Source organism: Empedobacter sp. R750, assembly GCF_030324345.1.
GTDB classification, from domain to species: Bacteria; Bacteroidota; Bacteroidia; order Flavobacteriales; family Weeksellaceae; genus Empedobacter; species Empedobacter falsenii_C.
The window spans coordinates 64,954-80,533 of sequence record NZ_JACAGF010000007.1 but is presented as its reverse complement, the minus strand read 5'-3'; the positions used below and the strand labels follow the sequence as shown (position 1 = coordinate 80,533).

The following is a 15,580-nucleotide window of genomic DNA, read 5'->3' as shown; positions in this document are numbered from 1 at the left end:
TTTACAAATTACAAAAACTTTTCTTACCTTTTTGGAACGATTTTAGTTAAGATTTACTTAACAATTTTTAAAACCATAAAAAATAGTATTAATTATGATGACAACTTCATTTATTATGTTAGGTATTACCGGAGTTTGGAGCTTTTTGGTATACTTAGTGTTCGGTTTAATTTGTGCTGGAATTGCTAAAGCAATAATGCCAGGTAAAGATCCGGGAGGATTTTGGGTAACTGCACTTATAGGTATTATTGGTGCATATTTAGGAGCTTATATGCGTACAATTTTAGGAATTTCTCATGATGGAGAAGTAAGTTTTTTCAGTCCATTGGATTGGATTTTTTCAATTTTAGGATCATTATTAATCTTATTTATTTGGAAAAAATTATTAGCTCCAATGTTTAATAAATAATTCATTACAATTATAAAAAAATCCTTTATCAGTCTCTGATAAAGGATTTTTTTTATTCATATTATTTATAAAGGAAGAATGTTTTTTTCGTATTTCTGATTAATCATAATTGCAGAAGCTTCGTAAAAAGCAATAAATCCACAGATGATTCCTGTCCAACCAGCAAAATGTAAAATGCTTTGACTCCCTGTAAAGTTACCTGCTGCCAATAAAAAGAATAATAAGGTTAATGAACCGAATAATAGTTTTCCGACCAAATTGCCTTTTAAGGTTTGTAAAAAGTTGATTAATGTAAATAATCCCCACATTCCTAAATAACATCCCATCGCATTTCCGTCTGGTTTTTCTACGCCAAACATCGGTGCTAACCATGTAAATACAAGAGTTAACCAAAAAGCGCCATAAGACATGAATGCAATACTACCAAAGTTGTTTCCTTTTTTCCATTCCATAACGCCAGCCACAAATTGAGCTCCACCTCCAAAGAAAACACCCATTCCCATAATCATACTATTAACAGGGAAAAAACCTGCATTGTGTATGTTTAATAAAACAGTTGTCATTGCAAAACCAAATAATCCTAAAGGTCCAGGATTTGCTGTTTGATCTTTAATTGAGTAAATATTATTCATGTTATTTATTATTTTGAGACAATAATAATCTGAAAATAATAAATAAAAAAGAATTTATTCATAAAAAGTGTATAACGTACACTATAAAAGTATTTTTAAGTGAATAAAATATTGGTATGTAATAAATTGAATACTTAATTTTTTATTGTCTTGAATAAATAAAAAATCCGTTAATTATCATTAACGGATCTTTGAATTTGAAATATAGTTTGATTATTTCTTTTTGTTCTTTTGTTGTTGCTCTTGCATTTCTTGAGCTTGTTTCATCATTTCTTGCATTTTCGAAGCAAACTTACCTGTCTTTTTAGGTTTTGTTTTATTTGTTTCGATGATTTGATGAATCTTCGCTTCGTGAATCATATATTTCTTAATATATAACACTATGAAAATATTAATCGCATTGGATACTAAATAATACCAAGATAGACCAGAAGCATAATTGTTAAGGAATACAAAGAAGAAAACTGGCATTACATACATCATGTATTTCATGAATTGCATGTTTGGCATTCCTTCTTGTTGTGGCATTTGGAAGTTATCCATAGATCCAGAAACTTTAAAATAAATCATCATTGCAACAATGTATAATAAAGCGAATACACTTAAGTGACCATTAAGGAATGGAACCCATTCTGGTAATTTGATTAAATCATCGAATGCTGTTAAATCGTCTACGAACCAGAAAGGAACACCTCTCAAGTCGATTAAGTTCGGGAAGAAACGGAATAACGCATAGAAAATAGGAATTTGTAATAATGCTGGTAAACATCCTGCTAATGGATTGATTCCTGCATTACGATAAATTGCCATTGTTTCTTGTTGCTTCTTCATCGCATCTTTCGGATCCTTGTATTTTTCGTTGATTTCATTCAACTCTGGACGAACAACTTTCATCAATGCAGATTGACGGTATTGTTTGTACATAATTGGAGATAAAATCAATTTTACAACGATTGTCATCAAGAAGATTACCCATCCGTAAGTGATTCCTACAGAAGCTAACCATTTGAAAACGTTCAAGAAGAAATATTTATTCAACCAACCAAATAATCCCCAACCAAAATCAATTAAGTTTTGGAATCCTTTGTCGTTGTAATCTTTCAACATTTTATAATCCAATGGAATAAAATCCCATGTGAATTTTGAATTGATTTCACTATTTTTCAACTCTAATTTTGAGTTTAAGTGATAGTGTTTACTGTAAGTTAAATCCTCTTTATCAGAGTTTTTAGAACCACCTTTTGTTGTTTTAAACCCTTCATCATTTGATAAAACTGTTGCGAAGAATTGTTGTTTGTTGGCTACCCAAGAAATAGCTTCCTCTTCTTCCCATTCGTCAGAACCAAATAATTCGTATTCGATGTCTTTGTTTCCTTTGAACTGAAAATAAGTATGCGACCAATATTTTTCTTGATCTTTCCCTTTTTCAGTACTGAAACCATCCATTGTCCATGCTAAATCTACATTTTTCTCAGAAGTGATATTAGATAAACCTTGCGTTTTAACTTCGAAATCGATACCATAAGAATCGCCTAATGTATAGATGTATTGAATTTGACTATTTTGAGCATTTGCTGTAAACGTTACAATTGTATTGTTCGCATTTTTCTGTACTTGAGGTACAAATACTAAATCCGAAACATTAAGAACAGCTCCTTGTTTTGTTTTGAATGATAAATTGAACTTACTTGATCCATCTTTTATCAAATGTAAAGGATCTTTGTGTCCATCTTTTTTGTCATTGTAAGCTGTATATCCAACGATTTGTACGTCAGAAATTTGAGCTCCTTTTGGCGAAAAAGTAACTTTTAGTTTATCATTACTAACTTCAACATCTTTTGCTAATGTAGGATCTACAGTTTGAAAAGCTTGTGTTGTAGCTGTTTTATTTAATTGTTCCTGTTTTTTTGCTTGCTCTTGCTTTTGAACTAATTCTTTTTTCTGAGCTTCGACCTCCGCTTCCGAAGGTTTGTTTAGAAAATAGAATACGCCAAAAAGAATTGCAATTAAAATAAAACCAATCGTTTGGTTAAAATCAAATTTTTTCTCTTGTTGCATTTAATAAATCATTTTGTTTATTCAATAAAGAAGCTTCGATAAAACTTATAAATAAAGGATGTGGCGAAGCAACTGTACTTTTATATTCCGGGTGGAATTGTACACCTATATAATATGGGTGTTGATTATGTTCTAAAATTTCTACTAATTCTGTTTCAGGATTTTTACCAACTGGAATAAAATTGTTTTCAACAAATTCATCATAAAAATCATTGTTGAATTCATATCTATGACGATGACGTTCTAAGATTTCGGTTGTGTTGTAAATTTTCTCAATTTTTGAATTAGGAGTTAATTCACATTTCCAATTTCCTAAACGCATTGTTCCTCCTTTGTCCGAAACATCTTTTTGATCTTCCATCAAACTGATAACAGGATAAGGCGTTGTTAAATCCATTTCTGCTGAATCTGCTTTTTCGTAACCTAAAACATTACGCGCAAATTCGATTGCCATAATTTGCATTCCCAAACAAATTCCTAATGTTGGAATATTATTTCTTCGTGCATAATTTGCAGCAATTATTTTACCTAAAATACCACGATCTCCAAAACCTGGCGCGATCAAAATTCCCGAAACTCCTTTCAATTGCTCTCCAACATTGTCTTCTGTAATATCGCCAGAATATACCCAACGAACTTTTACATTCGTTTCGCAAGTTGCAGCAGCATGCGTAAATGCTTCTGTAATTGATTTATAAGAATCGTGTAACGAAACGTATTTACCAACTAAAGCAATCTCGATTTCGTTTTTAGGATTTTTATGATTTGATAAGAATTTGTTCCAAACTGTAAAATCTGGTTCTTGATCAGTTGGCAAATCTAAGCCTTTTAAAACAACTTCGTCAAAATTTTGTTCATGTAATAAGAATGGAACCTCATAAATTGTGTCCGCATCCATACTTTCAATCACATTTTCTTTGCGAACATTACAGAATAAAGCCAATTTAGCTTTTACATCTTTTGGTAAATGACGCTCTGTACGTGTAACTAAAACATTGGCATGAATACCATTTTCCATTAATGTACGAACAGAATGTTGAGTAGGTTTTGTTTTTAATTCACCCGCAGCAGCTAAATAAGGGACTAATGTTAAGTGAATAACAGAAGAATTATGCTCTCCTAATTCCCAAGTTAACTGACGGATAGATTCGATATAAGGTAAAGACTCAATATCTCCAACCGTACCTCCAATTTCAGTAATGATGATATCATAATCACCTGTATTACCTAATAATTTGATACGACGTTTGATTTCGTTTGTGATATGCGGAACAACCTGAACTGTTTTTCCTAAATAATCTCCACGACGTTCTTTTTCTATAACTGTTTGATAAATACGACCTGTAGTAACTGAGTTAGCACGAGATGTTGCGCGGTTCAAGAAACGCTCATAATGTCCTAAATCTAAATCGGTCTCTGCACCGTCTTCCGTAACGTAACATTCTCCATGCTCGTAAGGATTAAGTGTTCCTGGGTCTACATTTATATAGGGATCCAATTTCTGAATTGTTACTCTATATCCTCTTGCTTCTAGTAGCATTCCTAATGATGATGCTACGATTCCTTTTCCTAACGACGATGTTACTCCTCCGGTAACGAAAATGTACTTTGGTGCTTTGTTTGTTTCCATTGAATCTTTAAATCAATGGTTGCAAATTTACGAATAAATAATGGGGTAAAAAAAAGTGGGAGTGAAATTTAGAGAAATAAAAATAGGCAAGCGATCTACATCACACCGCTACGACCGTATACCTTTGCTACGTTCCCGTCCTGGAGGATTCAACAGGAGCTGGTTGTGTAGGACTTGCCTGATGCAAAGGTAAGAAAGTTTTGTAAAAATAAAAGGGTTTAGGGAAAAAAATAAATAATTTTATCAAAAATGTAAATAATGAATTGATTTACAATAAAAAAGTGGAACTATAAAAGTTCCACCCACATTGAAAAAAATTAATTTACTTTAATAAAAGTAATTGATGAAATGAATTTACTTTATTATTGTTTAATAAATTTTACAGATTTGGTAGTATGATTTGAATTGATTGTAATAATGTAAATTCCTTTTGATAATGATGATACTTCAATCTTTTCTTTTATATTATTAAGATTTGATTTTTTAACTACTTTCCCGTCAATAGTTGTAATTGTATATTGATTGATAATATAATCAGATGAAATGTTAAGTGTTGATGTAACCAAAGTAGGATAGACGTTTATATTACTTGTATATTTGATACTTTCGTTTGTATTTAATAGTTTTTCACTTAGCTTGACAACCCATCCTCTTCCAAAGTTAAAAGCAGAATTATCATAACCTCCAATATATTTTCCGTTATTAGATATTGTTAAAGCTGTTCCCATCATTCCATCATAAGTATCAATAGAGAAACCAGCTTTTTTAACATAATCGCTTAAAAGTTGTACTTGATCTCCAAAAGATTCATGCCAAATTACAGCTTCTCTAACTAGTTGATTAGCACTATTCATAGTAGTCATATATCCTACAGCAATTCCATTATCAGAAATATCTTCAAAAGCTCCTGCATAAAAACCATCATAGATTTTTATAGATTTTCTTTCACCTGTTTTATGATTATAGACCATAGGAAGTCCTTCCCATTCTCCTGCCATTAGCCCATTTACATTAATTTTCATAATATCTGAAACTGCGGATTTCGGAAGAGTTTCATCTATGTATGTAATCTTTAAATCTTGATCGATTAAACAGGGGATTCGTCTTGTTCCTCCATTATTTCCTTCATCATCAACCCATCCAGCCATTAACCCTTCGTCATTAATAGTGTAAACAGCTAATGCTAAATATTTTTCATTAAATATAGGTCTTAGTTCGCCTGTTTCTGTATAGTAAATAAAAGATCCATATATGTCTTTATTATTAATTCTTTTTGACATTTGACCAACGATATACTTTCCATTTTCGGAATAATCAAAAACAGTAAAGGTACTTTTGCCGAAAACAAAATCTTGAAAAACGCCAATTTGTTTCCAATCACTTGTTTTTGTTTTAAAAGCAGGTACTTTATTACTTGTTCCAGAAATTTTCATTTCTCCAGTAATATCACCATTGTCATTAATTGTATTTAATTGACTTATTCCTAAAGCTGTTTCAGCAATTGTGTAAACCTTTGTGTTGTAATCGAAATATTTTACAGCAGATAAACCTAATCCATTATTATTAATACTTCTAATTGATGTACCTAAAGCTTGAGAAAAATAAGCTTCTGTTTGTGCATTTATTTGTAAAGTACATAAAGTAACAAATAGGGATAAAAAGTAATGTTTTTTCATATAAATATTAATTTCTTGAATTCAAAATTAATATTCATTTTCAGAAATCACTTCTGTTTGCTATTTGAAATTCGTGAATTATTAATTTACTTTTCTTTATTTAATAATCTGGATAATTCTTGATTTAAAGCAATGTTTTCTGAAGTGATTTTTTTCTTTTTTCTAAAATATAAAAAACTGATTAATAATATTATAATGAATGATAGAATAATGGTGAAAATAGAAGTAAATAACGATTTCTTTTCATCATAATTTGCGTCTTCTTCAATTGATTGTATAGCTTTATATACAGATTTCGTTTCTGATAATACAACTTGCTTATTATAGATAGAAGATAAACTATCAGCTTCTTCAAAAAGTTGCCAATCTTGTTTTGCAATTGCATTTAGGCTAATTAAATTATAGATATTTCTTTTTAATGTAGGATCTTCTGTTTTATCTAATGATTGTAATGATTTATTAAGATAATCAAGAGAGGTTTCATAGTTATTTGTTTTGAAATAATATTCGCCAAGACCTTTTAAGGAATAAGCAATCAAAATATTAGTTCCAGATTTTTTTGCTAATTCATACGATTTATGATAAGCTTCTTCTGATGTTTTTACATTTGTTTTGAAATAACAAAAGCCTAAGTTGTAATAAATAACACTTTTGTTAGACGAAGCAATAAATTTGTTATTTATTTTATCGTAATTTTTTATTGCCTTGTTAAAATAATCAATTGCAGTTTCGCAATTATTTAAATCCTTAAAAATTAATCCTCTTACCGTATAATTATAACTAATTGTTTCAAATTTTTTATCTTCATTTTTTAATTGACTAATTATTTTTTCAGCTTCATTTAGATAAGATAATGATTTGTCATATAATTTCAAATTCTGATAAATAGTAGCTATTCTGTGAATTACATCTACTTTTTGAGCATCATTTTTAAGCGATTTAACAATAGTATACGTTTTGTTTAAATAAAATAATGCCTTCTCATTATCTCTTAAATTTGAATATGCATTTGCTTTCAAAAAATAACTATCTACTAATATTCCGACATTACCATGGCTGTTTTTTATCAAAACATCGGCTTGAGATATAGCTTTCTTTGGATTGTTATAGATGTTTTCCCTTGCAACATCATATATATTTTTAAGCTCAATAGAATCACTTTGTCCAAAACAAAAAATACAATTCAGAAGAAAAATCGTAAAATAAACACTATATTTCATATTATGCTTGGGATTGATTAATGGTTTGTATAAAAATTGTAGGAGTAGTTCCTGTATAAGCTTTAAAGGCAGAAACAAAACTGCTGTGAGAAGAAAAACCACTTTCTTCTGCTAAATATGAAATCTTGTAATTCAAATAATTAGAATCAGAAGTGAGTTTGTTCAAAATATATTTTATACGAAGCTCGTTTATATAGGTATTAAAATTTTTTTGTTTATGTCTATTAATTATATCAGATAAATATTTTGTATTTGTATCCAATTGAGAAGCAATTAAACCAAGCGAAACATTTTTTGACAAAAATTTGTTCGTTTGTTCAAAAGAAGCAATTTTTTGCAAAATAATTTCTTCTTTTTCTCTAGGAATCAAATCTGTTTTGATTTGATTTTTAACTTCAGATTTTACAACTTCCTTTTCTTCTTGCGCTTCTTTTAAAGTGTTAATAATAGTCTTTGTAACACGGATTTTTTCATTTTTCTTATTAATTATTATACTATATATAACTAAAATTAATAATAATAAAATAATAGAACCTCCAGAAATTATATGATAAAGTTTTTCTTTTTTTAATTTTTTAACTTCAATTATTTTAGATTGATGATGAAAAATAGAATTATTTATTTCTTGATTAATTTGAGAATTAATTGTTGTTATAGAATCATATTTTTCATTATAAATATCAAACTCATTTACATTATGATTGGCTAAAAACAAACTAGCCAAATTATAATAAGCATCTTTTATTAGATCAGAATGATTAATCTTTTTTGCATACAATAATCCTTTTTGATAATATGAAACAGCTTCTGTGTTGTATCTTTTATCAAAATAATATTCGCCCAATAATAGATAAATCCTTGCTTTGAAATAATTTCCTATATTTTGTTTACGTTCCAGTTGAGATAATAAATGAAACGCTTTGTTATAAAGATGATTTTTTAAATATATTTTTGATAATGTTATTTGTTCTTCAATATTTAATGATTTTTTTTCGGTTAATATTTTAAGTGCATTAGAATAATCGCCTTTATAAAAATATTGATTGGCTAGTAAGATCGAATTTTCGTCAGATGAATTGTTTAGTAAATATTTTTCAGAAAAGTCGAGCAAATTGTATCGTTGATAAATTTTATTTAAAACAAATTCGGATTCTTTAATTAATTCTGTGTTGTTTTCTATAATCGCTTCTGTGTTTGCTTTTGCTGCATTATCAAGCGCTTCGTTATATTTGCCTCCAAAATAATTTGCATTAGCTAATAAAATATAAGCTTCGATTAATTCTGATTTATCAGTAGAATTTCGGACAAAATATTCGGCAAAAGTTTTTGTTTCATCAGGATTATTGTACAAGCTAGAGTTGTAATCTTTCAAATATTTTTGCAAGAGTAATTCTTGCGCATTTGTAACTTGGCATACAAAGCTTAAAAACACTAATGTAAATGCGTAAAATCGGCTAAAAAATAAATTCATTTCCTAACAAAAATAAATTTTTTATCAATACAAATTCCTTTTTAAATCATATAAAATAATGTATTATAGAATAAAGGATATAATTATCTTTGCAGAATGGTTAGTTTTAATAAAATTTTCAAAAACTCTTTGGTGCTTGCAGCAATTACATTAGCATTGTTTTTCGCACTTTACTTTTATTTTTCGTTAAACGGAACAGTTTCTGTAAAAGATTATTACACTTACAGCTTTATGATTTGCTGTTTTATTGTATTACCTTTATATGCATTATATTGTTTCTTGACAATTTTCAATTTATCGAAAAATAAAGCAAAAAATCATCAAACTTCAGAAGAATTAATGACTTTCAAAGAAGGTTTTAAAGTTGGTTTCTACACAATTTTCTTCGCCGGAATCATGAGTTTGATTGTTATTTTTGTATTCTTCAATACTTATGGAGAATGGGCACAAGATAGTTTGAAACAAGGATTGTTAGATACTTTTACGTCTAATATGTCTGATCCAAAAGTCGCAAAAGACATCGAAACATTCAGAAATTCGGATGATTATAAAACACTTAATTTATTTACTGTGAAAAACTTCTTCGGATTATTCTCAATTTTCTTATCTTTCTACATCGCAATTGCAGCGATGTTTTCACAATTCTTAAAAAAACGTGTTTTTTAACATATGGATATTTCAGTTGTTGTTCCTTTATTGAACGAACAAGATTCCTTAGAGGAATTATTCTACAGAATCAAAAAAGTCTGTGAACAGAATGATTTTACATTCGAAGTTATTTTCGTTGATGACGGAAGTACAGATGATTCGTGGCAAATTATCGAATATATTGCCAACTTCAATACAGAAGTGAAAGGAATTAAATTCCGTAAAAATTATGGTAAATCTCCAGCACTTAGCGCAGCTTTCAAAGAAGTGAAAGGTGATGTTGTGATTACTATGGATGCAGATTTGCAAGATTTTCCTGAGGAAATTCCGTCGTTATACAAAATGCTGAAAAACCAAAAAGCAGATATTGTTTCGGGTTGGAAAGAAAATCGTCAAGATAATAAATTGACAAAAAATCTTCCTTCGAAATTATTCAATGGTGTTGCACGTAAAACGTCTGGTGTAAAATTGCACGATTTTAATTGTGGTTTGAAAGCTTATCGTTGGGAGGTAACGCAAAATATCGAATTGTATGGAGATATGCACCGCTATATTCCTGTTTTAGCGAAAAACGCTGGATATTCGAGAATTATAGAGAAAAAAGTAAAACATCAAGCGCGTAAATATGGTGTGTCAAAATTTGGAGCAAATCGTTTTGTAAATGGTTTCTTAGACTTGATTACACTTTTCTTTGCATCAAGATTTGGGAATAAACCAATGCATATTTTCGGTTTATTGGGAACATTGATGTTTATTTTAGGATTTTTCGCTTCATTTTATTTAGGAATCGAGAAATTGTATAAAGTTTATATTTCGCATACATCAGCCAGATTAATTACAGATAGTCCTTATTTTTATATCTCGTTAGTTTTTATGATTTTGGGAACGCAATTATTTTTGGCGGGATTTTTGGGCGAGTTAATTGTTCGTAATAATCGTGAAAAACAATTGTATTTAGTTCAAAAAGAATTGAATTTAAACTAATCAAATAACCAACTACTATGAAGAAAATAATTTTATTAGGATTTTTAGGTTTAGTTGTAACTTCGTGTTCATCATCAATAGATGGGGAAGGCGCTGCAACGGCTCAAAAAGAATATACTGCTGACAATATTAAAGATTTGAGCGTTTCGTGTAACTGTAATGTTATTTTGGTTCCGGGAAATAAATCTGGAGTTAAAGTAGAATCGCATCAAAATATTATTGACAATTTAGAAGTTGAAGCAAAAAATAATGCGGTTACAATCAAAGAAAAATCAAATGTAGACCATTATAGTGCCTATGATTTGTATGTTTATGTGACGCGTGATTTAGAAAAAATCGATGTGAATAAACAAACTTCTTTGACAACTTCTGGAACATTGAATGTGGATGAATTGACAATGAATGCGAAAGATCAAGCGAGAATTAATCAAACTTTTTTGATTACAAACAACTTTGATTTGAAAGCAGATGATCAATCAAATATTATGTTAGAAGGAACTGCTGGAACTATGAAAGTGAAAGCTTATGGCGAAGCACAATTGAATTTGTTCAAATACGAAGTCAACGAAGCTAATTTCACAACTGATGATAATGCTTTGTTAGATATCAATGCGCGCCAAACGCTTTATGGTTCTGCAAAAGGAAATTCAATCGTTAATTTTATGGGCGATCCAAATAAGGACACAAAAATTGCTGACCGTGCCCAAGTACTAAAAAAATAAAAAATAAGAATGACTTCAAGTTTAGATAATGCTAAATTATGGCTTTCTGACGCTTATGATGCGGAAACAAGAAAGGCTGTTCAAGATTTAATTGATAATAATCCAACCGAATTAGACGATTCTTTTTATAAAAACCTTGAGTTTGGAACAGGAGGAATGCGTGGTATAATGGGAGTTGGAACAAATCGTTTAAACAAATATACACTTGGTGCAGCAACACAAGGTTTAGCAAATTATATAAATCAACAATTTCCGAATAAAGAGAAAAAAGTTGCGATTGCGTACGATGTTCGCCACAATTCGGATACGTTTGCAAAAATGGTTGCAGATGTTTTGACTGCGAATGGAATTAATGTTTATTTGTTCGAATCTTTTCGTCCAACGCCAGAATTGTCTTTTACAGTTCGTCATTTAGGTTGTGATTCTGGAATTGTGTTGACAGCTTCTCATAATCCTCCAATTTATAATGGTTACAAAGTTTATTGGAATGATGGAGCGCAAATTGTTCCACCGCAAGATGGAGAAATTATCAACGAAGTAAATAATGTAAAAGTTGAAGAAATCAAATTTCAAGGAAACGATGCATTGTTGACATATATCGGAAAAGAAATTGATGAAGCTTTTATTGATGCTTGTGTAGCGAATGGAAGTTTTACGCAAGAAGGTAAAGAAGATATAAAAATTGTTTTCACTTCTATTCACGGAACTGCAGTTGCAATTACGCCAAAAGCTTTTGAAAAAGCTGGTTTTACACAAGTTTATCAAGTTGCTGAACAAGCAATTCCAAGTGGAGATTTTCCAACAGTAAAATCGCCAAATCCAGAAGAACCAGAAGCGTTGACTATGGCTGTTGCTTTAGCGAATGAAATTGGTGCTGATGTTGTGATTGGAACTGATCCTGATGCGGATCGTGTGGGTGTTGCAACGCGTAACAACGAAGGCAAAATTGTTCTATTGAATGGTAACCAAATGAACACTGTTTTGGCTTATTATTTATTAGAAAAATGGCAAGAAGCAGGTAAATTAGTTGGAAAAGAATTTATCGGATCGACAATCGTGACGTCTGATATTTTCTATGATATTGCTGCGAAATTTAATGTGGATTGTAAAGTTGGATTAACAGGTTTCAAATGGATTGCTGATATGATTCGCAAATTCGAAGGCAAAGAAAGTTTTGTTGGAGGAGGAGAAGAATCATTCGGATTTATGGTTGGAGATTTTATCCGCGATAAAGATTCTGTTACAACAGCTTTATTGGTTTCTGAAATTGCTGCTGTACAAAAAGCAAACGGAAGTTCATTGTACAATAAATTAATGGAAATCTATCTTGAAATAGGAAAAGCATATCAAGAAGATTTAATTAGTATTGTAAAACCTGGAAAAGAAGGTGCAGAGTTAATAGCTAAAATGATGGTGGAATTTAGATCAAATCCTCCAAAAGAATTAGCAGGATCTAAAGTTATTCGTGTGAAAGATTTTCAATCTTCTATCGACAAAGATTTAATTTCTGGAGAAGAAAAAGCGATTGAAATACCTAAGTCAAATGTATTGATTTTCTATACAGAGGATGGAAGTAAAGTAGCTTGTCGACCTTCTGGAACAGAACCAAAGATTAAATATTATTTCTCTGTAAATGCTCCACTTTCTAACAAAGAAGATTATCCAGCTGTTCAAAAAGAATTGTTAGCGAAAATCGATTTGTTGAAAGAAGATTTTAGCAAATAATTATTCAAGAATAAATAGTATAATAAATAGAAAATGGCTGTCAAAATTGACAGCCATTTTTATATATGATTAAATTTTAATGTTAGAAAAACATTGAAAATAGATAATAAAATCCTGTTGCAATAAGTGCAGAAACTGGAATTGTCAAAATCCAAGCCCATAATAAACTAATTGTAACACCCCAACGAACGGCAGAAACTCTTTTTACCATTCCAACACCAATAATGGATCCCGTGATCACGTGAGTTGTAGAAACTGGCATTTTGATATGTTCTGTAAAAAATAATGTAATAGCTGAAGCTGTTTGCGCTGTGAAACCTTCGATAGGAGTAATTTTTGTAATTTTATTTCCCATCGTTTTTAAGATTTTCATTCCGCCACCTAAAGTTCCTAAAGCAATTGCCGAGAAACACATAATCGGAACCCAATCGTGAATATCAGTACTACTTGTTGTGATGAACCAATGTTTCCAATTGAAAACATCATTCAAAATCCAATCATTCATATCCGTATTAACAATCGCAGTTTGATTGGCAAGTAAAGCAAACGTGATCACTCCCATTACTTTTTGAGAATCATTCAAACCATGACCAATACTCAACATTGCAGAAGAAACCAATTGCAATTTCTTGAACCAAGCATCTGCTTTATGTGGTTTTGCATTTCGACAAAGATTCAGCGTGATGATGTAAATAACATTACCAGCGACCAAACCAATAATTGGCGCGACCAAAATGAAAGCAATAATCGTTAAGATAATTGTACTGTTAATCGCAGAAAAATCATAACCTGTTGCAGCTAATGCACCTCCAGCTAATCCTCCAATCAATGTGTGAGATGAAGAGGAAGGGATTCCTAATTTCCAAGTTAAAATATTCCAAGTGATTGCTGCAGAAAGCGCCGCCATAACAACTACAGATGGATTAGAGCCAAATGCGACAACAACATCTTCTTTGATAATTTTAGCGATTGTGTCTGCAACTCCGAATTCTCCAATGATAAATTTAGCAATGAAAAAAGCAACAAAATTGAAGAATGCAGCCCAGATAACAGCTTGAATAGGAGTCAAAACCTTTGTAGTAACAACGGTTGCAATAGAGTTTGCGGCATCGTGAAAACCATTTAAGAAATCAAATAAAATGGCTAAACCGATAATGATAAATAATACAGTTAATTGCATGGCGCAAATTTAAAACTTTATTAAACTTATTATTTATCAATTTCGAAAATTATTTCAAAAATAAAAAAGGAGCTTATAAAAGCTCCTAAATATGAATGATATTGATTGTTATTTTTAAACAAATAATGTTACGATGTAGTAGATTAATGCAGCTAATAATGCTGAGACTGGAATGGTAAGAACCCAAGCCCAAAGTAAACTAATTGTTACTCCCCAACGAACTGCAGATACACGTTTCGTTAAACCTACACCAATAATAGAACCTGTAATTGTATGCGTTGTAGAAACTGGAATTCCGAAATGCTCAGAAATATAAAGCGTCATTGCTCCTGAAGTTTCAGCAACTACACCTTCTAATGGTGTTACTTTTGTAATTTTAGAACCCATTGTTTTGATGATTTTCCATCCACCACCCATTGTACCTAATGCGATAACAACAAACGATGTAATAGGAACCCACATCCAATGCGCTACGAAATATTGGAATTTATCTTCCGCTTGTACATAAGCTGGGTCAAAATCGACATTCATGTGATAGAAGATAACCGCAGCTCCAATAATACCCATTACCTTTTGCGCATCATTCATACCGTGTCCTAAAGAGAAAAGGGCAGAAGAAACTAATTGTAATTTTTTGAACCACCATTCTGCTTTTGCAGGTTTGGCTCTTTTACAAATATGCAGCGTGATGATGGTTAATATCGAGGCGATAATCATACCAATTAATGGCGCTAATACGATAAAGCAAACAATTGGAATTACTTTTTTGTAAACAATTACATCTTCTCCACCGGCAGAAAAACCACCAGCGTGAGCTAATGCTGCTCCAATAAAACCACCAATTAATGTATGAGAAGAAGAAGAGGGAATACCAAACTTCCATGTTAATAAGTTCCAAGAAATGGCAGCGATAATTCCAGCTAATATTACTTCTAGTGTAATAAAATGCTCGTTAACCGATTTTGCAATCGTATTACCAATCTTAAATTCTCCAATCCAATAGACCGAAATAAAGTAAGCTGCAAAGTTGAATGCTGCTGCCCAAAGTACAGCCTGAAAAGGTGTTAAAACCTTAGTAGCGACAATGGTAGCGATAGAATTCGCAGCATCGTGAAAACCATTAATATAATCAAAAACAAAAGCTAAGACGATAATAGTAATCAATAGGATTCCTGGCGTTGACGTAAGCATGCTCGAAAACGCTGAAAAAAATTCTGTCATAATC

13 protein-coding genes and 1 other RNA gene are annotated in these 15,580 nt (G+C 30.8%); 5 read left to right on the top strand and 9 right to left on the bottom strand.

The window, feature by feature from the left end; genetic code table 11:
- Nucleotides 1-94: 94 nt before the first annotated feature.
- Nucleotides 95-409, top strand: a complete 315-nt coding sequence (locus tag HXZ74_RS08935) for a GlsB/YeaQ/YmgE family stress response membrane protein (RefSeq protein ID WP_125349703.1) — start codon at nt 95-97, stop codon at nt 407-409.
- Nucleotides 410-474: 65 nt separating this feature from the next.
- On the opposite strand, the gene HXZ74_RS08930 is transcribed toward HXZ74_RS08935, so the two are convergent.
- From HXZ74_RS08930 to HXZ74_RS08900, 7 genes are all read right to left on the bottom strand, one after another.
- Nucleotides 475-1,041, bottom strand: coding sequence for an acetate uptake transporter (locus HXZ74_RS08930; RefSeq protein ID WP_125349702.1), 567 nt, complete (start codon nt 1,039-1,041; stop codon nt 475-477).
- A 213-nt stretch (nt 1,042-1,254) separates the two neighbouring features.
- On the bottom strand, nt 1,255-3,099 hold the full coding sequence (yidC, locus tag HXZ74_RS08925; protein ID WP_038335391.1) for a membrane protein insertase YidC: 1,845 nt from the start codon (nt 3,097-3,099) through the stop codon (nt 1,255-1,257).
- Entirely contained in the window at nt 3,077-4,729 is a 1,653-nt protein-coding gene (pyrG, locus tag HXZ74_RS08920; protein ID WP_221853939.1) for a CTP synthase, read from the bottom strand. The genes yidC and pyrG overlap by 23 nt, the downstream gene beginning before the upstream one ends.
- Nucleotides 4,730-4,810: 81 nt before the next feature.
- Nucleotides 4,811-4,909, bottom strand: an RNA gene (gene ffs / locus HXZ74_RS08915) — signal recognition particle sRNA small type.
- A 182-nt stretch (nt 4,910-5,091) separates the two neighbouring features.
- The gene (locus HXZ74_RS08910; protein WP_038335404.1) at nt 5,092-6,405 is read right to left on the bottom strand and encodes a T9SS type A sorting domain-containing protein; all 1,314 of its coding nucleotides are present in this window, start codon (nt 6,403-6,405) and stop codon (nt 5,092-5,094) included.
- Nucleotides 6,406-6,491: 86 nt separating this feature from the next.
- Nucleotides 6,492-7,625, bottom strand: a complete 1,134-nt coding sequence (locus HXZ74_RS08905; protein WP_038335411.1) for a tetratricopeptide repeat protein — start codon at nt 7,623-7,625, stop codon at nt 6,492-6,494.
- 1 nt (nt 7,626) lies between these two features.
- A complete protein-coding gene (locus tag HXZ74_RS08900) occupies nt 7,627-9,096 on the bottom strand; it encodes a helix-turn-helix domain-containing protein (protein WP_286474905.1) in 1,470 nt (489 codons plus the stop codon).
- A gap of 96 nt (nt 9,097-9,192) precedes the next feature.
- On the opposite strand from HXZ74_RS08900, the gene HXZ74_RS08895 reads away from it, so the two are divergent.
- The 4 genes from HXZ74_RS08895 to HXZ74_RS08880 are packed head-to-tail and all read left to right on the top strand — an operon-like array spanning nt 9,193 to nt 13,175.
- Nucleotides 9,193-9,762 carry a DUF4199 domain-containing protein gene (locus HXZ74_RS08895; RefSeq protein WP_280062044.1) on the top strand — a complete coding sequence of 190 codons (570 nt, stop codon included), beginning with the start codon at nt 9,193-9,195 and terminating at the stop codon, nt 9,760-9,762.
- A gap of 3 nt (nt 9,763-9,765) precedes the next feature.
- Nucleotides 9,766-10,728, top strand: a complete 963-nt coding sequence (locus HXZ74_RS08890) for a glycosyltransferase family 2 protein (RefSeq protein WP_038335424.1) — start codon at nt 9,766-9,768, stop codon at nt 10,726-10,728.
- A gap of 17 nt (nt 10,729-10,745) precedes the next feature.
- Nucleotides 10,746-11,450 (top strand): GIN domain-containing protein, encoded by a 705-nt coding sequence (locus HXZ74_RS08885; protein ID WP_280062043.1) that lies wholly within the window; start codon nt 10,746-10,748, stop codon nt 11,448-11,450.
- Nucleotides 11,451-11,459: 9 nt separating this feature from the next.
- Nucleotides 11,460-13,175, top strand: a complete 1,716-nt coding sequence (locus tag HXZ74_RS08880) for a phospho-sugar mutase (RefSeq protein ID WP_286474902.1) — start codon at nt 11,460-11,462, stop codon at nt 13,173-13,175.
- Nucleotides 13,176-13,257: 82 nt separating this feature from the next.
- Here HXZ74_RS08880 and HXZ74_RS08875 read toward each other — a convergent pair whose 3' ends face one another.
- Both HXZ74_RS08875 and HXZ74_RS08870 read right to left on the bottom strand, forming a co-directional pair.
- Nucleotides 13,258-14,355 carry an inorganic phosphate transporter gene (locus tag HXZ74_RS08875; RefSeq protein ID WP_114999000.1) on the bottom strand — a complete coding sequence of 366 codons (1,098 nt, stop codon included), beginning with the start codon at nt 14,353-14,355 and terminating at the stop codon, nt 13,258-13,260.
- 114 nt (nt 14,356-14,469) lie between these two features.
- Nucleotides 14,470-15,576 carry an inorganic phosphate transporter gene (locus HXZ74_RS08870; RefSeq protein ID WP_280051340.1) on the bottom strand — a complete coding sequence of 369 codons (1,107 nt, stop codon included), beginning with the start codon at nt 15,574-15,576 and terminating at the stop codon, nt 14,470-14,472.
- Between the last annotated feature and the right edge of the window lie 4 nt (nt 15,577-15,580).